Source organism: Kluyvera georgiana (assembly GCF_050990895.1).
GTDB classification, from domain to species: Bacteria; Pseudomonadota; Gammaproteobacteria; order Enterobacterales; family Enterobacteriaceae; genus Kluyvera; species Kluyvera georgiana.
This window is the reverse complement of record NZ_CP158865.1, coordinates 3,267,547-3,288,733: the sequence shown is the minus strand read 5'-3', so window position 1 is coordinate 3,288,733 and position 21,187 is coordinate 3,267,547. Positions and strand designations below refer to the sequence as shown.

Genomic DNA, 21,187 nt, shown 5'->3' with positions numbered 1-21,187 from the left:
TTCCCTCAGGGGTTAATATAGTAAAAATGTCACCTTTTCTTAAAAATAGTGAACTGATTGTGAATTTGTGATGTTAGTCATATTTTATCAGTCAGATAATATGAGCTATCTCTATGTTTTTAATAATGATAATTATTTAATAAGGCCATGGAGAGTTTGCGAGGCAAGTCACAAAATTTAAGCTATTTGGGAGGGGAAGCGGAGAAACCGCCCCTTTCAGGGCGGCAGCAGGGTAGTTATTCGCGTACCCAACCCTTGCGGATGGGCAGTGAGAAGACGGTACGATGAAGCTGCTGCAGGCGCGGATAAACCGTTGCGCCGATGGCGTGCCACAGCATTTGAGCGACCAGACAGCCCACCAGGCCGCTGAGGAAACCGCCGAGCATATCCATCGGCCAGTGTACGCCGAGGTAGACGCGGGACCAGGCAATCGCTATGCCCACGATCATCAAAACCAGCCCGGACCACAAACGATGCCAGAACAGGAACGCCAGCGCGAAGGTGAAAATCACCGTGCCATGATCGCTCGGGAAGGAGTTATCAGGCGCGTGATGCAGGAACGTATACCCGACCTTTTCGACAAACGGACGCTCGTGCGGGAACAGCTGACCAATCGTCCACGACAGCGTCAGGCTAATCGCAATTGCCAGCGCGACTTTAACCACCAGATGACGCTGAGCATGCACCTGCTTACGTTCACCCCACAGCCACATGGCGGCGGCCAGCAGCGGGACTATCAGGATCAGATCCTGCGCGATGAATGTCGCCAATGAAATTTCCCACGCCGCCGAAGCAGGGGTGGCATTGATGAGCAAAAACAGCGAGTTGTTCAGGTTTTCCAGCATAGCGTTCCGGCTTAATAGATGACATTTATATGACTGCTACCTTAAAAAGCCATGTCTGGCGGGTAAAGCGGCATTGTCTGATTCGCTATACTCAATTTAAGGCGGCCTATCGCGTGGCGTAGAGTATAGTGCCGACTACCTTAAGCCAATCTTAACAACATCAATTTGTGCGAAATTGTTAAGCTGCGTGATAATTGACTATCACCACTAGCGCGCATTGATTAAACTTGCGCGTTTTTAGAATGCATACGAGTCATATCGAGTCATATGGACACTTTATCTTCTTCCCGGAAACGCTTAGGGCGCAAGGCGATTCTGTTCCCGCTTTGCCTCGTGCTCTATGAGTTTTCTACCTATATCGGCAACGATATGATCCAACCCGGCATGCTCGCAGTGGTGAAGGAATTCAACGCTGGCGATGAGTGGGTGCCGACCTCGATGACCGCCTACCTTGCCGGCGGTATGTTCCTGCAATGGCTGCTGGGGCCGCTATCGGACCGCATTGGCCGCCGCCCGGTCATGCTCACCGGCGTTGTCTGGTTTATCGTCACCTGCCTGGCGATTCTGCTGGTGCAAAACATTGAGCAGTTCACCTTTCTGCGTTTTTTACAGGGCGTGAGTTTGTGCTTTATCGGCGCGGTGGGGTATGCGGCAATTCAGGAGTCTTACGATGAGGCGACCTGTATCAAGATAACCGCCTTGATGGCCAACGTCGCGCTGATTGCGCCATTACTGGGGCCGCTGGTGGGGGCCGCGTGGATCCACGTCGCCCGTTGGGAGAGCATGTTTGTCCTCTTCGCGGCGCTGGCAGCGTTGGCCTATATCGGGCTGCATAAGGAGATGCCGGAGACGGCGACGCGCATTGGCGAGAAGCTGTCGTTAAAAGAGCTGGGGCGAGACTATCGCGAAGTGCTGAAAAATGGCCGCTTCGTGGCGGGGGCGCTGGCAACGGGTTTTGTCAGCCTGCCGCTGCTGGCGTGGATCGCGCAGTCGCCGGTGATTATTATTAGCGGTGAAGGTGCGAGCAGCTATGAATACGGCCTGCTACAGGTGCCGATTTTTGGCGCGCTGATCCTCGGTAACCTGGTGCTGGCGCGTCTGACCTCGCGTCGGACGGTGCGTGCGCTGATCGTCGCGGGGGGGTACCCCATTATGTTCGGTCTTGCTCTGGCCGCTGCGGCGACGGTGGTGTCGTCTCATGCCTATCTGTGGATGACCGCCGGATTAAGCTTCTACGCCTTCGGCATTGGTCTGGCCAACGCCGGGCTGGTGCGTCTGACGCTGTTTGCCAGCGAGATGAGCAAGGGGACGGTCTCTGCGGCGATGGGCATGCTGCAAATGCTGATCTTTACCGTCGGCATTGAGCTCAGTAAACACATGTACCTGTTGGGAGGAATTGGCTTATTCAGCCTGTTCAACCTGGCCGGTGGTTTGCTGTGGCTTGGGCTGATGGTGATGTTCCTGCGGGATAAAACGGTCGGCAGCGGCTTACAGCCGCAATAACCGTACGCAGCTTATCGGGCCTACGATCGATAATCGACCAGTCGGCCCGATAAGCTAGCCGGATCTCAATCAGGCAAACGGCGCTTCGCCGTTGAGCACCTTATCAATAATCTCCAGCACGCCTTCTTCGTTATTGTGCGCCGCACGATAATTCGCGACCGCTTTCACCGCTTCAGACGCATTGGCCATCGCAAAACCGTAGCCTGCCTGCTTCAGCATTTCGATATCGTTACCGCTGTCGCCAAATGCCACGACTTCCTCATTATGAATGCCCCAGCGCGCCTGCAGCAGGCTCAAACCGTGTGCCTTATGCACGCCGGGGATGATCAGGTCGATACTGCCGTGGCCGGTGGTGACGGCGGTGAGCATATGGCCAAGCTGATCATCAAGCAGCGTCTGCATTTGCGGCACTTTTTCGTCCGGAATATTCAGGGCGAATTTGAGAATGGTGTCGTCAAGGTTATCGAAATTTTCCACCAGCTCCAGACGGTGATAATAGTGCACCGCAATATCGTGGAAGCGCTGGTCATAGTGCTTCAGCGTGTAGGCGCTCTGTTTACCGCAGGCAATAATCTCAATTTCCGGGCGCGTTTGCAGGAACGCCACAATCTGCTGGAAATGGTCACGCGGCATTGAACAGTTGAAAACGTCCTCTCCGGCGTCGCGGACCCAGCCGCCGTTTTCGGCAACGAAGCCGATTTCATCAACAATTTCCGGGAAGAACGACGCCAGCTGGTAGTACTGGTTGCCGCTGGCGACCACAAAGTGAATCTGCTGTTCTTTCATCCGCGCATACTGTTGACGGAAGCGCTCGCGGTTATAGGTTTTCTTGTCGTTTAAAAACGTGCCATCCATGTCGACAGCGATCAGTTTAACGCTCATCAATGACTCTCCATTACAACGCGGGGCTCGGGTTTCGCCACCGCTTTCGCCACCAGAGCGGCAATCAGAACCAGCGCCAGAACGGCCAGCATCGCGCTACGCAGACCGTAATGTTCGCCGAGGAAGCCGAGCAGCGGCGGCCCGACCAGAAACGCCAGATAGCCGGTGGTGGCGACAACGCTGACGCGGGTTGGCGCATCCGGGCCGGTATCGCTGGCTGCGGAAATCGTGAGCGGGAAGCCAAGCGACGCGCCCAGTCCCCATAGAATAACCGACACGCCGGCCACCCAGGCGCTGTCGACAAAAATAATTAGCGCAATGCCGAGCGCCCCCATCAGCGCGCTGGCGCGCACGACGCTGACGCGGCTGTAGCGGTCGATAAACCAGCCGCCGGTAAAGCGCCCGACGGTCATACCCAGCGTGAAGCCCGCGTAAATGAGCGAGCCGGAAGTCGGGCTGAAGCCGTGGCCGTCGACCATCAACAGGGGCAGCCAGTCGTTGGCAGAACCTTCGGCGAACGCCATCGCCAGCACCACCACGCCAATCAGCATCAGCTGCATATCGCGCCAGAACGGCAGGCCTTTTTCCTGATGCTGGGCATCTTCCGCGGCGTTTTTACCCGTGCCGTCGGGAATGGCCTTAATCGCAATGGCAATGGGGGCAATGCCCACCAGCGCCGCCAGCAGGATATGCCACATTGCAGGAAGACCGAAAGCGGTGACCGCCATGCCGATGCCGGCGCCAACCAGCGTGCCGAAGCTGTAAAAGCCGTGCATCATCGGCAATACGGTTTTTTTCATTTCGCGCTCGACCGCCGCGCCTTCAACGTTAATCGCCACCTCAGCCGAACCGAAGCTCGCGCCAAAGATGGCGAGGCCGATGGCGAAGATCCACGCCGAGCTAAAGTGCAGCGCCAGGCTGAGGATCATCATCCCAAAGAGGGCGCATGACATGGTGGTACGAATCACCGCGCGGGTCCCGAATCGTTTCACCAAAAAGGCCGAACAAAGGATGCCGCTCATCGAACCAATCGACAGGCCAAACAGCACGATGCCCATCTCGGCGGTGGAAACCGATAAAATATCGCGGATCGCAGGCGTACGCGTAGCCCAGGAGGCCATTAATAAACCGGGTAAAAAGAAGAACATAAAGAGCGCCCACATTCGCAGCTGTAGGGCTTTACGAGAAGTTAACGTTGTCATCCATTCGCGTCGGGTCGGAAAGTGTGCAGACAACACTAACAAGACTGTGTACATTTGTACATAATCTGCATGAGGAGAATTATGGCTCGTCGACCGAATGACCCGCTGCGCCGGGAGCGCATTGTTGATGCCACGCTGGAGACGATCGCCACGCATGGCATTAATGCGGTTACGCACCGTAAAATCGCCACCTGCGCCGATGTGCCGCTGGGGTCTATGACCTATTATTTCGACGGCATTGAAGCGCTGCTGGGCGAGGCGTTTCGTACCTTTACCGAGCGGATGTCAGAAGAGTACACGGCGTTTTTCACCCATGTGACCAACACTACGGAAGCCTGCGATGCCGTGGCTGGCATCATTTTCAGCAGCCAGGTGACCACGCCAAAGAATATGACACTGATGTATCAGCTGTACGCGCTGGCGAGCAGTACGCCGTCGATGAAAGCGATTATGCAAAACTGGATGACGCGCAGCCAGCAGACGCTGGAGCAGTGGTTTGACCCGACGACGGCCCGTGCGCTGGACGCCTTTATCGAAGGCATGACGCTGCATTTTGTCACCGACCGCCAGCCGCTGGCGCGCGAGGATATTCGCAACATGGTGGGGCGCATTGCCGGGGAGAATCTGCGCTAGCTCAGCGTCGCGCCAGCGGTCACGTTGACGATAGTCGCGGTCATGGCCCCGGCGGCGTCAGCGGCCAAAAATGTTATCACGCCGGCGACCTGCTCGAGCGTAGGCAATTGTTTAAGCAGGGTGCCTTGCGCCGCGCCGCCCAGCCATTCGTCGACGGTGAGTTCCATCGCCTGCGCCTTCTGGCGAAAGATCTCTCCGGTATAGGAACCCGCCTCTACGGCCCCGATAATTGCGTGTGAACGTACGCCGAGCACGCGGATATTGCGTGGGCCCAGTTCGCTCGCCAGCGCTTTAATAAACGCCTCCGTTGCCGCACAGCCAACGATATGTCCCAGGTGTCCAGGCATTGCCATCGCGGCTGCCGGGGCGACAACGGTCAGCATCACCCCCTGGCGGCGTCCGCCCAGATAGGGGGCAGTCGATTTGGCGATAATAAACTGGGCTGCCAGAAACGGATCGATCCCCTGCCTGAACTCGGCAAGAGAGAGCCGCTCCAGATGTTTTCCCTGCTCATGCATAAAGCCGGTTGCGTTCACCACCACGTCGATACCGTGAGCCTGCTCGGCCAGCTGCGCAACGCGCCGCTGCGTCGCCTGTTCATCGAGTACGTCAACGGTAAAGGTGCTGACAGTCCCCCCCTGCGCGCGCACGCTTTCGGCCACCGCGTCGAGCTTATCCTGATGGCGCGCCGCGAGATGCACCAGCGCGCCCTCACGGGCCATGGCATGCGCTACCGCGCCGCCAATAGCACCGCTACCGCCGAAGATAATCGCCACTTTGCCTGCTAATAACATAGGTCACCTCATGGGTCGGTGCGTGTTCTATGAGTATGGGATAGGGGGAAAGAGATGCAAGCGAAGGGGAAAAGTGGTGTGTGTTAACGGTTTGATTTTATGTTGGTTATTTGAAATTCAGGCAACAAAAAACCCATCAACCTTGAACCAAAGATGGCGGGGTTGATGGGCTCCACAAAATGGGGACATCAAAGAAAAGCAGTGGCACTAATTAAGACTCGCACCCTGAGGAAAAGTTCTGCGTTGCGCAAAAAAATTTTCTTTTCTTTGTTTTCCCCTGCCAGGGCTAGCCGCCTAGCCCTGGCCAGATGATGATAATGAGCGTACCGGCAAGGGTTAACAGCACGTTTGCGATCGCATACGTGCCCGCATAACCCAGCGCCGGAATATTGCTGCGCGCGGTATCGCTGATGATTTCCATTGCTGGCGCACAGGTACGTGCCCCCATGATGGCGCCGAACAGCAGCGCGCGGTTCATACGCAGGACGTAAGCACCGAACAGGAAGCAGATAACCACCGGAACCAGGCTCACGAACAGGCCGGCAACCAGCATCTGGCCGCCAACCACGCCGAGGCTGTTGCCAATGCCGCCGCCAGCGCTTAAGCCGACGCCCGCCATAAACACCATCAGACCAAACTCTTTCACCATGTTCAGCGCGCCCTGTGGGATATAGCCGAAGGTGGGGTGGTTGGCGCGCAGGAAGCCAAGCATGATGCCCGCAAACAGCAATCCGGCAGCGTTGCCGACGCCGAAACTAAAGTTGCTGAACTGGAAGGTGATCATGCCGATCATCAGGCCGATGATAAAGAAGGCGCAGAAGGCCAGCAGGTCGGTCACCTGGCTGTGGATGGAAACGAAGCCGATACGATCGGCGACGGTTTTCACGCGGCGCGCGTCGCCGCTCACCTGCAACACATCACCTTTATTGAGGACGATGTTATCGTCGATCGGCATTTCAATCTGGCTGCGGATGACGCGGTTGAGGAAGCAGCCGTGGTCGGTCAGCTTCAGCTGCGCCAGACGGCGGCCCACCACATTATGGTTTTTCACCACGATCTCTTCGGTAACGATGCGCATGTCCAGCAGATCGCGGTCGAACACCTCTTTACCGTTACGGAAGCTCGGGTCCAGACGCGCATGGGCATCCGGGTAGCCCACCAGCGAAATCTCATCACCCATTTGCAGGACGGCGTCGCCGTCCGGGTTCGCCAGAATGCCGTTGCGGCGGATACGTTCGATATAGCAGCCGGTCTGGCGATAGATGCCCAGTTCGCGCAGGTTCTTGCCATCGGCCCATGCGACCAGCTCTGGACCCACGCGATAAGCGCGGATCACCGGTAGATAGACTTTACGATTGGTGTCGGTGTCCAGACCGCGCTCGCGGGCGATCTGCTGGGCGCTGGTTTGCAGATCCTGATGCTGGAACTTCGGCATATAGCGGGCGGCGACGATCAGGCTGACCAGACCAATCAGGTAGGTCAGGGCGTAGCCGAGGCTCAGATGATCCTGCGCCTGCGCCAGCAGAGTGGCCTCCATCCCGGAGTGGCGCAGGGTATCTCCTGCACCCACCAGAACCGGCGTAGACGTCATGGAGCCGGCAAGCAGACCGGCAGTCAGACCGATATCCCAGCCGAAGAGTTTACCGAGGCCCAGCGCAATCAGCAGCGCGCTGCCGACCATCACTAACCCCAGCATGAGATAATTTTTACCGTCGCGGAAGAAAATAGAAAAAAAGTTAGGCCCGGCTTCAACGCCGACGCAGAAAATAAACAGCATAAAGCCCAAATTCAGCGCGTCGGTGTTAATACTAAAGTGCTGCTGCCCTAATAAGAGGGAGACGACTAAAACGCCAATGGAATTACCAAGTTGGATAGAGCCCAGCCGTAATTTGCCAAGACAAAGCCCCAGCGCTAATACCACGAATAATAACAGGATGTAATTCCCGTTTAACAAATCTGCGACGTTTATATTCACGGAATCTAACTTATCGTTTACCAGTAACGTGTTGAAAGAAATGGTTATTTGGTCTACTGTTGACCAAGGGCGATGGTTGGCTTGATGCTATCCTGTACCCAAAAAATAACCAGAAAATAGCGGTCAGTAGTTTAATCGTTCCTGAAAGCTACGGCTAGCAACAATCGCTTTTAGCACCGAAGTGTTTTGGCAGGGAAAGCCAAAAACTTTATCTGACTGGGCGCCCGTAAGGGTGATGAATGGGGTTTGATAGAGAATTTTTCAGGAGATGCGTGTGAAAACTGAACGCGGTTGGGTCGGTATAATATGCTGCTTTTTACTTTTTATTGTGGTCTTTTTTTCACTTGTCCTGCACGTCAAGGGCGCATTTCGCGCATCTGGAAATCCTGAACTCGGCCTGCTGTTTTTTATTATTCCAGGCGCGGTGTCCAGCTTTATCTCTCCACGTCGCCGGGTGATGTTGCCGCTGGTCGGGGCAATCCTTGCGGCACCGTTTTGCCTGTTGCTAACGCGACTGTTTCTCGAGAACCACGGTTCTTTCTGGCAAGAGCTGGCGTGGCTGTTCAGCGCTATCTTCTGGTGTGCGCTCGGCGCGCTGTGCTACCTGTTCGTCAGTTCGTTGCTGCACGACAAACGCCGGGAAGACAAACGCCCGCTTTAAGGGCGGGCGTTGTGTCACGTCTCGTTAAGCGAATCAGGCAAACAGGCCCAGATTCTCTTTCGCCCACGCTTCAAAATCGGTGCAGCCGCCGATGTGTTTCTGATCGACAAAAATCTGCGGCACGGTTTCAACCGGTTTACCTACCGTTTTTTCCAGATCGGCTTTGCTGATGCCTTCTGCGTGAATATCCACGTAACGGTAGTTAAAATCGTCGCGCTCCTGAGTCAGTTTCTCCGCCAGCTCTTTTGCACGAACGCAATAAGGGCAGCCCGGACGACCAAAAATTACGGTAAACATAGTGTCTCTCCTCAAACGAGCGGAATCATTAACGTGCCTGTCGGCGAATGGCGCTTATCATGCCGCGCCGGACGAGCAGGGGAAAGAAGGTTCTGCCTGTTGTTCTGATTCATCAAGGCTATGTTTGGCTAATTATTTTCCCCCGCTTACCGTTATACTCGAGCTAAATTGGCTATCAAAATACGCGACAGGTTCACAGGAGGAGAGGCATGCGTTCGCTGGGAGCACTACCGAAAAGCGTTTTAATTCTGGAGACCATCGGCATGATTGTGCTGGCGGTGGCGTGGCTGTCGTTGAATCAGTATGTCACGCTGCCCGCGCCGTTTGCCAGCCCGCTGGCGGCGGTGGTGATGATCTTCGTGGGAATTGCGCTGATGCTGCCTGCCGCTGGCGTGCTGTTCCTCGGTATTGCCCGCGCCGTAGCGCCGCAGCTGATGAATCCTGGCCAGTCGCGAAAAAAGGAAGACAAAGATGACACCGACCATTGAGGTATTGCTTAACCATCGCTCCATTCGTCAATTCACCGACGAACCAATTCGCGACGACCAGCGTCAGGCGATTATCGCCAGCGCCCAGGCAACGTCCAGCTCGAGCTTTTTGCAGTGTACATCGATTATTCGCATTACCGATAAAGCGATGCGCGAGCAGCTGGTCGGCCTGACCGGCGGGCAGCAGCACGTGGCGCAGGCGGCTGAGTTTTGGGTGTTCTGCGCCGATTTTAACCGTCATCTGCAGATTTTCCCTGATGCGCAGCTGGGGCTGGCGGAGCAGCTGCTGTTGGGCGTGGTGGATACCGCGCTGATGGCGCAAAATGCGCTGACCGCGGCGGAATCGCTGGGGCTGGGCGGCGTGTATATCGGCGGTCTGCGTAATAACATTGAAACCGTGACCGAGCTGCTGGCGCTGCCTAAGCACGTGCTGCCGCTGTTTGGTCTGTGCCTGGGCTGGCCGGCAAGCCATCCGGACCTCAAGCCGCGCCTACCTGCCGCGCTGTTGGTGCATGAAAACCATTACCAGCCGCTCGACCATGAGGTGCTGGCGCAGTACGACGAGCAGCTGGCGCAGTATTATCTGTCACGCAGCACCAACGCGCGCCGTGATACCTGGAGTGACCATATTCGCCGCACGCTAATTAAAGAAAGCCGTCCGTTTATTCTGGACTATCTGCACAAGCAAGGTTGGGCGACACGCTAAGCGCTGTGCCCCCAGAGGCCCGATAAGCGCAACGCTATCGGGCTGAATCTTTGTCAGGGCGCATACATTCGGCCAGGGGAAAGCGGTATGCTACGTCGGCTTTTTTTACGGTCTTTTTGGAGAGGTAAAGGGTGAAAATCGCCATTTTATCCCGGGATGGAACGCTCTACTCGTGCAAACGTCTGCGCGAGGCCGCCCTTCGCCGTGGCCATATCGTCGAAATACTCGACCCGCTTTCGTGCTACATGAATATCAATCCGTCAGCGTCGTCCATTCATTATAAAGGGCGCCAGCTGCCGCATTATGATGCGGTGATCCCGCGTATCGGCTCGGCTATCACCTACTACGGCATGGCGGCGCTGCGTCAGTTTGAAATGCTGGGCAGCTACCCGCTCAACGAATCAGTGGCGATTACGCGTGCCCGTGACAAGCTGCGTTCGCTCCAGCTGCTGGCGCGCCAGGGTATCGACCTTCCGGTGACCGGCATTGCCCATTCGCCGGACGATACCAGCGATCTTATCGACATGGTCGGCGGCGCGCCGCTGGTGGTCAAGCTGGTGGAAGGGACGCAGGGAATCGGCGTGGTGCTGGCCGAAACCCGACAGGCGGCTGAGAGCGTGATTGACGCCTTTCGCGGGCTGAACGCGCATATTCTGGTGCAGGAATATATCAAAGAGGCCAAAGGGCGCGATATACGCTGCCTGGTGGTGGGCAATCAGGTGGTGGCGGCGATTGAGCGTCGGGCGAAGGAGGGCGATTTTCGCTCCAATCTGCATCGCGGTGGTGTCGCCACGGTGGCCGATATCACTCACGCCGAGCGTGAGATTGCGATTAAGGCAGCTCAAACTCTGGGCCTTGATGTAGCCGGTGTGGATATCCTGCGCGCAGCGCGCGGACCGCTGGTGATGGAAGTGAACGCCTCGCCGGGGCTGGAAGGGGTGGAAACCACGACCGGTATCGATATTGCCGGAAAAATGATCGCCTGGATCGAACAGCAGGCACACCCTGGTTTTTGCCTGAAAATCGGTGGCTAGTGCGGCTTTCATGGTATGTGAGGCTTTTTTTGCGTAAGCTATAAGTCAATCAGGTTCTCAGGCCGGGCGCTGTCCCGGTCGTTTGTGTTTTATGAAATGTTACTTTACCGCATGAGGTCATAGGCAATATGGATTCTCTCGTCGTCCCGAGTCTGGATACGTTACGTCAGTGGCTCGACGAAATAGGCATGAGCTTTTTTGAGTGCGACACCTGTCAGGCGCTGCACCTGCCGCATATGCAAAATTTTGATGGCGTCTTCGATGCCAAAATTGACCTCATTGATAACGTCGTGCTCTTCTCGGCGCTGGCCGAGGTCAAGCCGTCTGCGCTGCTGGCGGTGGGGGCCGACCTGTCTGCGATTAACGCCAGCTCGCTGACGGTGAAAGCGTTTCTCGATATGCAGGATGATAATCTGCCAAAGCTGGTGGTTTGCCAGTCTTTATCCGCTGCGGTTGGGGTCAGCTTTGAACAGTTTGCGGCTTTCGTGCAGCAAAGCGAAGAGCAGGTCTCGATGGTGATCCTCGAGGCGTCCGCCCAGCAGCTGCTGTATAAGCCGGAAGAGGAAGAGCAGCCGCCGGAAGATGTTCAATACCATTTTCTTCACTAATCCTCCCCGCTAAATAGCGCAGTCACTGCCATGGTGGCTGCGTATTACATGCTTTTATTCTGCTTTTAACCTTATTTTAAAGATTCTTTCACTACCTGATTGGCTCTTTTGGCTTATCAGATAGAGTGATCTTGCATAAAAAATTGATAAAAGGCGTTTTTTACGCTGACCTATAGCCTCCGGCTCGGGCTACAGTTATCCTTGCGACATATCGCTGCACCCCCTAATTATTGCTGGCAATTCTCATTGTTGGCGAGAATTTTGCATCGATAGCGCGAGCAATGACTGCAGGGGAGCCCGGTCTCTTCTCTTTCATGCAGTACGAAAAAATATGCATGATTTCTGCATACTCTAAATTGCGTATATTTAGTCCGTTTGTTAACGGGCGACGAGAAGGATAAGAGATATGGCCGCCTTAAATAAAAAATGGTTAACAGGTCTGGTGACGGGTGCGCTGATGGCTGCCTCGGCAAGCGTGCTCGCTGCAGAACAAAAAACGCTGCATGTCTATAACTGGTCCGACTATATCGCGCCGGATACCGTGGCGAACTTCGAGAAAGAGACCGGGATTAAAGTCGTGTACGACGTATTCGACTCTAACGAAGTGCTGGAAGGGAAACTGATGGCGGGGAGCACCGGTTTTGACCTGGTGGTGCCGTCGGCAAGCTTCCTGGAGCGCCAGCTCACCGCGGGCGTGTTCCAGCCGCTCGATAAGAGCAAGCTGCCAAACTGGAAAAATCTCGACCCGGAAGTCCTGAAGCTGGTCGCTAAGCACGACCCGGAGAATAAATACGCCATGCCTTACCTGTGGGCGACCACCGGTATTGGCTATAACGTCGATAAGGTTAAAGCCGTTCTGGGCAAAGACGCGCCGCTGAACAGTTGGGATCTGGTGATGAAGCCGGAAAACCTTGAGAAGCTGAAGAGCTGCGGCGTCTCCTTCCTCGATGCGCCAGAAGAGATTTTTGCCACCGTGCTGAACTATCTGGGCAAAGATCCGAACAGCAGCAAGGCGGATGATTACACCGGCCCGGCAACCGACCTGCTGCTGAAGCTGCGCCCGAATATTCGCTACTTCCACTCCTCTCAGTACATTAACGATCTGGCCAACGGCGATATCTGCGTGGCCATTGGCTGGGCAGGCGACGTGTGGCAGGCGGCGAACCGTGCGAAAGAAGCGAAGAACGGCGTGAACGTCTCCTACTTCATTCCGAAAGAGGGGGCGTTGGCATTCTTTGACGTCTTCGCAATGCCTGCCGATGCGAAAAACAAAGACGAAGCCTATCAATTCCTCGATTACCTGATGCGTCCGGACGTGATTGCGCACATCAGCGACCACGTGTTCTACGCCAACGGCAACAAGGCTTCAACGCCGCTGGTGAGCGCGGAAATTCGCGACAACCCGGCGATTTACCCGCCAGCCGATGTCTTCGCCAAGCTGTTTACGCTGAAAGTCCAGGATCCCAAAATCGACCGCGTCAGAACGCGCGCATGGACCAAAGTGAAAAGCGGGAAATAATGACGTTATGCACCGGGGCAGTGCAACTGCCCCAATCTGGACACCCACCACGCGGCGGGTGTCCAGAGGTTGATATGACAACCGGGTCATATCGATATTCGTTTTTTGCCGGAGAGCACCAGATTGAACGACGCTATTCCCCGCCCACAGGCGAAAACCCGCAAAGCGCTCACCCCGCTGCTGGAAATCCGTAACCTGACTAAATCCTTCGACGGCCAGCACGCCGTGGATGACGTTAATCTCACTATCTATAAAGGCGAAATTTTTGCGCTGCTGGGCGCTTCCGGCTGCGGGAAATCGACGCTGCTGCGTATGCTGGCGGGTTTTGAACAGCCGACCGCCGGGCAAATCATGCTGGATGGCGTCGATCTGGCGCAGGTTCCGCCGTATCTGCGTCCGATTAACATGATGTTCCAGTCCTACGCCTTATTCCCGCACATGACCGTTGAGCAAAATATTGCCTTTGGTCTCAAGCAGGACAAGCTGCCGAAGGCTGAAATCACCGCCCGCGTCGCCGAGATGCTGGCGCTGGTGCACATGCAGGAGTTCGCGAAGCGTAAGCCGCACCAGCTTTCCGGCGGCCAGCGTCAGCGTGTGGCGCTGGCGCGAAGCCTCGCCAAACGTCCGAAACTGTTGCTGCTCGATGAACCGATGGGCGCGCTGGATAAAAAGCTGCGCGACCGGATGCAGCTGGAAGTGGTTGATATCCTTGAGCGCGTTGGCGCGACCTGCGTGATGGTCACCCACGACCAGGAAGAAGCCATGACCATGGCGGGCCGCATTGCCATTATGAACCGCGGTAAGTTCGTACAGATTGGCGAACCGGAAGAAATTTACGAACACCCGACCACCCGCTACAGCGCCGAGTTTATCGGCTCGGTCAACGTTTTCGAAGGGCTACTGAAAGCGCGCGACGAAGACGGGTTGGTGATTGAGTCTCCGGGACTGGTTCATCCATTGAAAGTCGATCCGGATGCCTCTGTCGTCGATAACGTGCCGGTGTACGTAGCGTTACGCCCGGAAAAAATCATGCTCTGTGAAGATCCGCCAGCGGATGGCTACAACTTCGCCGTGGGGGAAGTTGAGCATATTGCCTATCTCGGCGATCTCTCCATTTATCACGTCCGCCTCAAAAGCGGCCAGATGATCAGCGCACAGCTGCAGAATGCTCACCGCTACCAGAAAGGGTTGCCGACCTGGGGCGATGAAGTCCGTCTGTGCTGGGAAGCCGATAGCTGCGTGGTGTTGACGGTTTAAGGAGGGGCTATGAGTACGTATGAACCACCGGCCCGCCCGCACAAACCGGGCGGCTTCGCCCTGTGGCTGGCGCGGGTCAATATGAAGCACGGGCGCAAGCTGGTCATTGCGCTGCCGTATGTCTGGCTGATTCTGCTGTTCCTGTTGCCGTTCCTGATTGTTTTTAAAATCAGTCTGGCGGAAATGGCGCGGGCGATCCCGCCGTATACCGACCTGATGGAGTGGGCCGACGGCCAGCTGACGATCGCGCTGAACTTCGGCAATTTCCTGCAATTGACCGACGATCCGCTCTATTTTGAAGCGTATCTCCAGTCGTTGCAGGTTGCCGCCATTTCAACGATCTGTTGCCTGCTGCTCGGCTACCCGCTGGCGTGGGCGGTGGCGCACAGCAAGCCGTCAACGCGAAACATTCTGCTGCTGCTGGTGATTCTGCCGTCGTGGACCTCGTTCCTGATCCGCGTGTACGCGTGGATGGGGATCCTGAAAAACAACGGCGTGTTGAATAATTTCCTGATGTGGCTGGGGGTAATCGATCAGCCCCTGACTATTCTGCACACCAATCTCGCGGTCTACATCGGCATTGTTTACGCCTATCTGCCGTTTATGGTGTTGCCTATTTACACTGCGCTGACCCGCATCGACTATTCGTTAGTTGAAGCCTCGCTGGATCTCGGCGCGCGTCCGCTGAAAACCTTCTTCAGCGTAATTGTGCCGCTCACCAAAGGGGGGATTATTGCCGGCTCGATGCTGGTGTTTATCCCGGCGGTAGGGGAGTTTGTGATCCCGGAGCTGCTCGGCGGCCCGGACAGCATCATGATTGGCCGCGTACTGTGGCAGGAGTTCTTTAACAACCGCGACTGGCCGGTGGCCTCGGCGGTGGCGATCGTCATGCTGCTGCTGTTGATCGTGCCGATCATGTGGTTCCATAAATATCAGCAAAAACAGATGGGGGACCACGGATGAACAATCTACCGGTCGTCCGCTCACCGTGGCGGATCCTGATTCTGGTGCTTGGCTTCACCTTCCTGTATGCGCCGATGCTGATGTTGGTGATCTATTCATTTAACAGCTCGAAGCTGGTCACCGTGTGGGCAGGCTGGTCGACGCGCTGGTACGGCGAGCTGTTCCGTGACGATGCGATGATGAGCGCGGTCGGGCTGAGTCTGACCATTGCCGCCGCGGCGGCTACGGCGGCGGCGGTTCTCGGCACCATTGCCGCAATGGTGATGGTGCGTTTTGGCCGCTTCCGCGGTGCCAACGGTTTTGCCTTTATGATCACCGCGCCGCTGGTGATGCCGGACGTCATCACCGGGCTGTCGCTGCTGCTGCTGTTCGTCGCTCTGGCACACGCTATCGGCTGGCCGGCGGATCGCGGCATGCTGACCATCTGGCTGGCGCACGTGACCTTCTGTACCGCCTACGTGGCAGTGGTGATCTCCTCGCGACTGCGCGAGCTGGATCGCTCCATTGAGGAGGCGGCGATGGATCTTGGCGCCACGCCGCTGAAGGTATTTTTCGTGATTACGCTGCCGATGATTATGCCGGCGGTCGTCTCCGGCTGGCTGCTGGCCTTTACGTTGTCGTTGGACGATCTGGTGATTGCCAGCTTCGTCTCCGGCCCGGGAGCGACAACCTTACCGATGCTGGTCTTCTCCAGCGTGCGTATGGGGGTGAATCCGGAGATTAACGCCCTGGCGTCGCTGATCCTTGGCGTGGTCGGAATTGTCGGATTTATCGCCTGGTATTTGATGGCGCGCGCGGAAAAACAGCGGGTGCGTGATATCCAGCGTGCAAGACGCGGATAATCCACTTAAAATCGATACGGATATGCAGTCGATGCCGCGAATTTTCGCGGCATCGTTTTCATGGAAGGCGATACATTGGAACTGTTTACTCGAAGCCGTCGGTCGCATGCCCGTCTGAATGTTCCTGCTTTAGTGCAGGTGGCGGCGCTCGCCATTATTTTAATCCGCTGTCTCGACCTGTTGATGGTGTTCAACCTGTTGGGGCTGAGCGGGATAGGCGAATTTATTCATCGCAGCGTCCAGACCTGGTCGCTGACGCTGGTCTTTCTCTCCAGCCTGGTGCTGGTGTTTATCGAGATTGCCTGCGCCTTTTCGCTGGTCAAAGGGCGCAACTGGGCGCGCTGGGTCTATCTGCTAACGCAGGTGATTGCCGCCAGCTACCTGTGGGCGGCATCGCTGGGCTATGGCTACCCGGAACTGTTCAGCATTGCCGGTGAATCGAAGCGCGAGATCTTCCGCTCGTTGGTGATGCAAAAAATGCCGGATCTGCTGGTTTTATGCCTGCTTTTCGTGCCCGCCGCTTCCCGGCGATTTTTCCGCTTACAATAACGGTGATACAATCCACGCCCCATTAGTCTCAAGGTTTTTCTATGCAGTGCGCACTTTATGATGCCGACCGCTGTCGTTCCTGTCAGTGGATTGAGCGGCCCATCGCCGAACAGCTTGCCGCCAAAATGGCCGATCTCCAGACGCTGCTGGCGGGGTTTACCGTCGCCGACTGGTGCGCACCCGTTTGCGGGCCGGAGCAGGGTTTTCGCAATAAAGCCAAAATGGTGGTCAGCGGCAGCGTAGAGCACCCGCTCCTCGGCATGCTGCATCGCGACGGCACGCCGGAAGATTTAACCGATTGTCCCCTCTATCCGCCGTCGTTCGCGCCGGTGTTCGCCGCTCTTAAGCCGTTTATTGCCCGCGCGGGCTTGACGCCGTATAACGTGGCGCGCAAGCGCGGTGAATTGAAATATTTACTGTTGACGGAAAGCCAGCTCGACGGCGGGATGATGCTACGCTTCGTACTGCGGTCAGAAAACAAGCTGGCACAGCTGCGCGCCGCGCTGCCGTGGCTGCAGGCGCAACTGCCGCAGTTGAAGGTGATCACCGCGAACATCCAGCCGGTGCATATGGCGATTATGGAAGGCGAGCAGGAGATTTTCTTTACCGAACAGCAGGCGCTGGCGGAGCGTTTTAACGGCGTGCCGCTGTGGATTCGTCCACAAAGCTTTTTCCAGACCAACCCAACGGTGGCCAGCGCGTTATACGCCACGGCGCGCGACTGGGTACGGGCGCTGCCGGTGAATCACATGTGGGATCTGTTCTGCGGCGTGGGCGGTTTTGGCCTGCACTGCGCGACGCCCGAGATGACCCTGACCGGCATTGAAATTGCCCCGGAAGCCATTGCCTGTGCGAAGCAGTCGGCGGCAGAGTTGGGGTTGGACAAGCTGCATTTCCAGGCGCTGGACTCCACACAATTTGCCACCGCCCAGGCGGATATTCCGCAACTGGTGCTGGTCAATCCGCCGCGCCGGGGCATTGGTAAAGCGTTATGCGACTATCTCAGCGAGATGGCGCCGCAGTATATTATTTACTCCAGCTGCAACGCGCAGACCATGGCAAAAGACATTGCCCACCTGCCGGGATACCGGATCGAAAAAGTACAGCTGTTCGATATGTTCCCGCACACCGCGCACTATGAGGTGCTGACGCTGCTGGTTAAGAGCCTATCCCATTAGGCTATTTTATTCGCCATTTTGGGGCCGGGCAGTGCTCGAAATCCTCACGTACTACGTGTACGCTCCGGTTTCTGCGCGCTGTCCGGTCCCAAACTGGCTTCAACAATTACGCCTACTGGGATAGGCTCTAAGCGTTGAGCCGTCCCGCCCGGAAGTTTAAATAAAATGTGATAACTCGTGACGCCCGCCTGAGTTAAGCTTGAAAAAAAGCGTCGGTGGAGCGTCATGAATAACGCAAAAAAAATCTTACTGGTGGAAGATGACCAGGATATCGCAACCCTGCTGCGCCTGAATCTGCAGGATGAAGGCTATCAGATTGTGCATGAGGCCGACGGCACGCGTGCGCTGCATCAGCTTGAGCAGAGCGTATGGGACGCGGTGATTCTTGACTTAATGCTGCCCGGCGTTGACGGGCTGGAGATCTGCCGCCGTATTCGGCAGATGACGCGCTATTTACCGGTGATTATTATCAGCGCCCGCACCAGCGAAACGCACCGCGTGCTGGGGCTGGAGACGGGGGCCGACGACTACCTGCCCAAACCGTTTTCGGTGCTGGAGCTGATTGCCCGTGTCAAAGCGCTGTTTCGTCGTCAGGAGGCGATGGGGCAAAGTATCCGTCTGGAAAGCGGGGCGATTGCCAGCCATGGTCTGACTATCGATCCGCTCTCCCGCGAGGTGCGGCTGCATGGGGAGTCTATCGAGCTTACGCCGCGTGAATTCGACCTGTTGTACTGGTTTGCGCGCCATCCTGGCGAGGTCTTCTCGCGCCTGTCGCTGTTGGAAAACGTCTGGGGCTATCAGCACGAAGGCTATGAACATACCGTCAACACCCATATCAATCGCCTGCGAATCAAAATAGAGAATGACCCGGCCGAGCCGGAGATTATCCTCACCGTCTGGGGAAAAGGCTATAAGTTCGCCACTGACAAACCGGAGCCTGCGCCATGAATCGACGGCTGAGCCTGAGCCAGCGTCTGACGCTGGTCTTCACCGCCATCCTGCTGCTGTGCGCGATCGCCGCTTGCAGCATACAGCTGTATAACAGCAACCAGTACGGCAATGCGATGGTGCAGCGTCTCTCCTCCGGGCTGGCGCAGCAAATCGTCAACCGCGAGCCGCTGCTGGAAGCGCACGGCGAGGTGAATCGTCAGACCCTGAAAATGCTGTTCGATCGGCTGATGACCTTCAATCCCAGCGTCGAGCTCTATCTTCTGTCGTCCGAAGGCACGATTATCGCCGACGCGGCGCCGCCCGGACACATCAAGCGCCAGCAGCTCGACATTGAACCGGTCAAAACCTTCCTGAGCGGCGCCTCCTGGCCGGTATACGGCGACGACCCGCGCAATCTGAATAAACGCAAGGTATTCAGCGCAGCGCCGGTGATGCAGAACGGCAATCTGCAAGGCTATCTTTATATCGTCCTCGAAGGGGAGAATTTCAACGCGTTGGCGGAGAGCGCCTGGCAGAAAACGCTGTGGAGCACCGTGGTTTGGTCGCTGCTGCTGGTGGCGCTGTTTGGCCTGTTGGCGGGGGTGATGATCTGGTACTGGGTTACCCGCCCGGTACGCCAGCTTACCGCAGATGTTGAGGGGCTGGATCGGGACAGTATCAGCGCTATCCGGCAGCTCGCGCAGCAACCGCTGGAGGGCGATACCTCGAACGAGGTCGCGATTCTGCGCAATACCTTTATCGAGCTGGCGCGCAAAATCGCCGGCCAGTGGGACCAGCTTTCCGACAGCGATCGGCAGCGCCGCGAATTTATTGCCAATATTTCCCACGACCTGCGCACGCCGCTGACCTCGCTGTTGGGGTATCTGGAGACGCTTTCGCTGAAGGCCGATACCCTGACGCCGGAGGATAATCGTCAGTATCTGGCGATTGCGCTGCGCCAGGGGCAAAAGGTACGCCATCTGTCACAGCAGTTGTTTGAGCTGGCAAAACTGGAGCACGGCGGCATCAAGCCGCAGCGGGAACCTTTTGCCATCGGTGAGCTGCTGCAGGATGTGGCGCAAAAATTCGATCTGGCGATTGAGACGCGCCGACTTACGCTGAAGGTTGAGATCCCGCGTGCGCTGCCGTTACTGAATGCCGACGTTTCGATGATTGAACGAGTCGTCACGAATCTGCTGGATAACGCCGTGCGTCATACGCCGCCGGGTGGCACGGTGATGCTGCGCGTGTGGCAGGAAAATGAACGCTTGCAGGTGGAGGTGGCGGACAGCGGGCCGGGCGTCGAGGCCGCTTTGCGGGAACAGCTTTTCCAGCGTCCTTCCGCGTTAAGCCCGCAGAGTGCGCGTGAAAACCGTGGTGGCTTGGGGTTGCTGATCGTTCGAAGAATGCTGGAGCTGCATGGCGGCAGCATTCGTCTGGTCGACGCGGCGGCGGGGGCCTGTTTTCGCTTTTTCGTGCCGCTGTAGAAAAACAAACCCGGTAAGCTGGGCGCTTACCGGGATAAAGGTGGCTTACTCAGCAAACCACTTATCGTTAATTTTCTGGTAGGTACCGTCGGCTTTAATCGCTTTCAGCGCGCCGTTCAGTTTTTCCAGCAGCGCTTTGTTATCCGGGCGTACCGCAATGCCGAGACCAATGCCAAAGTACTGCGGGTCGGTCACTTTCTCGGTCGCCGCGCCCAGCTGCGGGTTGGTTTTCAGCCATTCGTTAACCACCGCGGTGTCGCCGAATACACCGTCGATACGGCCATTTTTCAGGTCGATAATCGCATTCTGGTAGCTGTCATAGGCCACGGTTTTAACTTCCGGGTGCTTGTCCATCAGGTATTTCTGGTGGGTGGTACCATTTTCCATACCGATGCGTTTGCCTTTCAGGTCGTCAAACGTTTTGAACTCACCTTTTTTGGCAATGACCAGCGCGGAGTTAGCGTAGTAGGCGTCGGTGAAAGCGACCTGCTTGCTACGTTCCGGCGTGATGTCCATACCGGAAATCACCGCGTCATATTTCTTGAACTTCAGCGCCGGAATCAGGCTGTCGAACGCATGGTTAGTGAAGGTACATTCAGCCTGCATCTGCTTACACAGCGCGTTGGCGAGATCGATATCGAAGCCGACAATCTGGTTGTTGGCATCCATGGATTCAAACGGCGGGTAGGTCGCGGAAACGCCGAAGCTGATTTTTTCTGCGGCCTGAGCGCCGAAGGTCACGGTGGCCAGTAAGGCGGCCAATACTAATTTTTTCATGGATGAGCTCCTGTCTGTCTCGCTTATAGAATGCTGCCCTGCGTGTGGCATGGAGTT

Annotated in this window: 22 protein-coding genes; 15 read left to right on the top strand and 7 right to left on the bottom strand. The window is 56.5% G+C overall.

Features of this window, described 5'->3' with window-relative positions:
- Window positions 1–236: 236 nt before the first annotated feature.
- On the bottom strand, window positions 237–845 hold the full coding sequence (gene ybjG, locus ABTW00_RS15660) for an undecaprenyl-diphosphate phosphatase (RefSeq protein WP_433636286.1): 609 nt from the start codon (window positions 843–845) through the stop codon (window positions 237–239).
- 267 nt (window positions 846–1,112) lie between these two features.
- Here ybjG and ABTW00_RS15655 point away from each other — a divergent pair, with 267 nt between their 5' ends.
- Window positions 1,113–2,348 carry an MFS transporter gene (locus ABTW00_RS15655; RefSeq protein WP_433636285.1) on the top strand — a complete coding sequence of 412 codons (1,236 nt, stop codon included), beginning with the start codon at window positions 1,113–1,115 and terminating at the stop codon, window positions 2,346–2,348.
- A 69-nt stretch (window positions 2,349–2,417) separates the two neighbouring features.
- On the opposite strand, the gene ABTW00_RS15650 is transcribed toward ABTW00_RS15655, so the two are convergent.
- Both ABTW00_RS15650 and ABTW00_RS15645 read right to left on the bottom strand, forming a co-directional pair.
- Complete coding sequence (locus tag ABTW00_RS15650) at window positions 2,418–3,230, bottom strand: Cof-type HAD-IIB family hydrolase (protein ID WP_433636284.1); 813 nt, start codon at window positions 3,228–3,230, stop codon at window positions 2,418–2,420.
- Window positions 3,230–4,432: an MFS transporter gene (locus ABTW00_RS15645; RefSeq protein ID WP_433636283.1), complete on the bottom strand. Its 1,203-nt coding sequence runs from the start codon at window positions 4,430–4,432 to the stop codon at window positions 3,230–3,232. Before ABTW00_RS15645 ends, ABTW00_RS15650 begins: the two co-directional genes overlap by 1 nt.
- Before the next feature lie 81 nt (window positions 4,433–4,513).
- On the opposite strand from ABTW00_RS15645, the gene ABTW00_RS15640 reads away from it, so the two are divergent.
- Window positions 4,514–5,065 carry a TetR/AcrR family transcriptional regulator gene (locus ABTW00_RS15640; RefSeq protein ID WP_433636282.1) on the top strand — a complete coding sequence of 184 codons (552 nt, stop codon included), beginning with the start codon at window positions 4,514–4,516 and terminating at the stop codon, window positions 5,063–5,065.
- On the opposite strand, the gene ABTW00_RS15635 is transcribed toward ABTW00_RS15640, so the two are convergent.
- Window positions 5,062–5,859 carry an SDR family NAD(P)-dependent oxidoreductase gene (locus ABTW00_RS15635; RefSeq protein ID WP_433636281.1) on the bottom strand — a complete coding sequence of 266 codons (798 nt, stop codon included), beginning with the start codon at window positions 5,857–5,859 and terminating at the stop codon, window positions 5,062–5,064. The two genes, ABTW00_RS15640 and ABTW00_RS15635, sit on opposite strands and share 4 nt — an antisense overlap.
- A gap of 286 nt (window positions 5,860–6,145) precedes the next feature.
- Complete coding sequence (locus ABTW00_RS15630) at window positions 6,146–7,834, bottom strand: aspartate:alanine antiporter (protein ID WP_433636280.1); 1,689 nt, start codon at window positions 7,832–7,834, stop codon at window positions 6,146–6,148.
- A gap of 274 nt (window positions 7,835–8,108) precedes the next feature.
- Between ABTW00_RS15630 and ABTW00_RS15625 the strand changes: the two genes are divergently transcribed.
- A complete protein-coding gene (locus ABTW00_RS15625) occupies window positions 8,109–8,495 on the top strand; it encodes an inner membrane protein YbjM (protein ID WP_064548735.1) in 387 nt (128 codons plus the stop codon).
- Window positions 8,496–8,528: 33 nt separating this feature from the next.
- On the opposite strand, the gene ABTW00_RS15620 is transcribed toward ABTW00_RS15625, so the two are convergent.
- Complete coding sequence (locus ABTW00_RS15620) at window positions 8,529–8,792, bottom strand: GrxA family glutaredoxin (protein WP_064548642.1); 264 nt, start codon at window positions 8,790–8,792, stop codon at window positions 8,529–8,531.
- A 209-nt stretch (window positions 8,793–9,001) separates the two neighbouring features.
- Here ABTW00_RS15620 and ABTW00_RS15615 point away from each other — a divergent pair, with 209 nt between their 5' ends.
- From ABTW00_RS15615 to ABTW00_RS15560, 12 genes are all read left to right on the top strand, one after another.
- Complete coding sequence (locus ABTW00_RS15615) at window positions 9,002–9,280, top strand: DUF1418 family protein (RefSeq protein WP_433636279.1); 279 nt, start codon at window positions 9,002–9,004, stop codon at window positions 9,278–9,280.
- The gene (gene nfsA / locus ABTW00_RS15610; RefSeq protein WP_064548646.1) at window positions 9,264–9,986 is read left to right on the top strand and encodes an oxygen-insensitive NADPH nitroreductase; all 723 of its coding nucleotides are present in this window, start codon (window positions 9,264–9,266) and stop codon (window positions 9,984–9,986) included. Before ABTW00_RS15615 ends, nfsA begins: the two co-directional genes overlap by 17 nt.
- Before the next feature lie 131 nt (window positions 9,987–10,117).
- Window positions 10,118–11,020 carry a 30S ribosomal protein S6--L-glutamate ligase gene (gene rimK / locus ABTW00_RS15605; protein ID WP_163446981.1) on the top strand — a complete coding sequence of 301 codons (903 nt, stop codon included), beginning with the start codon at window positions 10,118–10,120 and terminating at the stop codon, window positions 11,018–11,020.
- A 128-nt stretch (window positions 11,021–11,148) separates the two neighbouring features.
- Window positions 11,149–11,628, top strand: coding sequence for a YbjN domain-containing protein (locus ABTW00_RS15600; protein ID WP_065355637.1), 480 nt, complete (start codon window positions 11,149–11,151; stop codon window positions 11,626–11,628).
- A 406-nt stretch (window positions 11,629–12,034) separates the two neighbouring features.
- Window positions 12,035–13,147, top strand: a complete 1,113-nt coding sequence (gene potF / locus ABTW00_RS15595) for a spermidine/putrescine ABC transporter substrate-binding protein PotF (protein ID WP_065355638.1) — start codon at window positions 12,035–12,037, stop codon at window positions 13,145–13,147.
- A 123-nt stretch (window positions 13,148–13,270) separates the two neighbouring features.
- Window positions 13,271–14,404: a putrescine ABC transporter ATP-binding subunit PotG gene (gene potG / locus ABTW00_RS15590; protein WP_065355639.1), complete on the top strand. Its 1,134-nt coding sequence runs from the start codon at window positions 13,271–13,273 to the stop codon at window positions 14,402–14,404.
- Window positions 14,405–14,413: 9 nt separating this feature from the next.
- Window positions 14,414–15,367 carry a putrescine ABC transporter permease PotH gene (potH, locus tag ABTW00_RS15585; RefSeq protein WP_064548656.1) on the top strand — a complete coding sequence of 318 codons (954 nt, stop codon included), beginning with the start codon at window positions 14,414–14,416 and terminating at the stop codon, window positions 15,365–15,367.
- Window positions 15,364–16,209, top strand: a complete 846-nt coding sequence (gene potI, locus ABTW00_RS15580; RefSeq protein WP_064548659.1) for a putrescine ABC transporter permease PotI — start codon at window positions 15,364–15,366, stop codon at window positions 16,207–16,209. Before potH ends, potI begins: the two co-directional genes overlap by 4 nt.
- Window positions 16,210–16,269: 60 nt before the next feature.
- Window positions 16,270–16,758: a YbjO family protein gene (locus ABTW00_RS15575; protein ID WP_064548662.1), complete on the top strand. Its 489-nt coding sequence runs from the start codon at window positions 16,270–16,272 to the stop codon at window positions 16,756–16,758.
- Between the two features lie 41 nt (window positions 16,759–16,799).
- On the top strand, window positions 16,800–17,936 hold the full coding sequence (gene rlmC, locus ABTW00_RS15570) for a 23S rRNA (uracil(747)-C(5))-methyltransferase RlmC (RefSeq protein ID WP_433636277.1): 1,137 nt from the start codon (window positions 16,800–16,802) through the stop codon (window positions 17,934–17,936).
- Window positions 17,937–18,161: 225 nt separating this feature from the next.
- The gene (locus ABTW00_RS15565) at window positions 18,162–18,884 is read left to right on the top strand and encodes a response regulator transcription factor (RefSeq protein ID WP_065355642.1); all 723 of its coding nucleotides are present in this window, start codon (window positions 18,162–18,164) and stop codon (window positions 18,882–18,884) included.
- Window positions 18,881–20,353: a sensor histidine kinase gene (locus ABTW00_RS15560; protein ID WP_433636276.1), complete on the top strand. Its 1,473-nt coding sequence runs from the start codon at window positions 18,881–18,883 to the stop codon at window positions 20,351–20,353. The genes ABTW00_RS15565 and ABTW00_RS15560 overlap by 4 nt, the downstream gene beginning before the upstream one ends.
- A 45-nt stretch (window positions 20,354–20,398) precedes the next feature.
- Here the strand turns inward: ABTW00_RS15560 and artJ are convergent, their stop codons facing one another.
- Window positions 20,399–21,130 (bottom strand): arginine ABC transporter substrate-binding protein ArtJ, encoded by a 732-nt coding sequence (artJ, locus tag ABTW00_RS15555; RefSeq protein ID WP_065355644.1) that lies wholly within the window; start codon window positions 21,128–21,130, stop codon window positions 20,399–20,401.
- Between the last annotated feature and the right edge of the window lie 57 nt (window positions 21,131–21,187).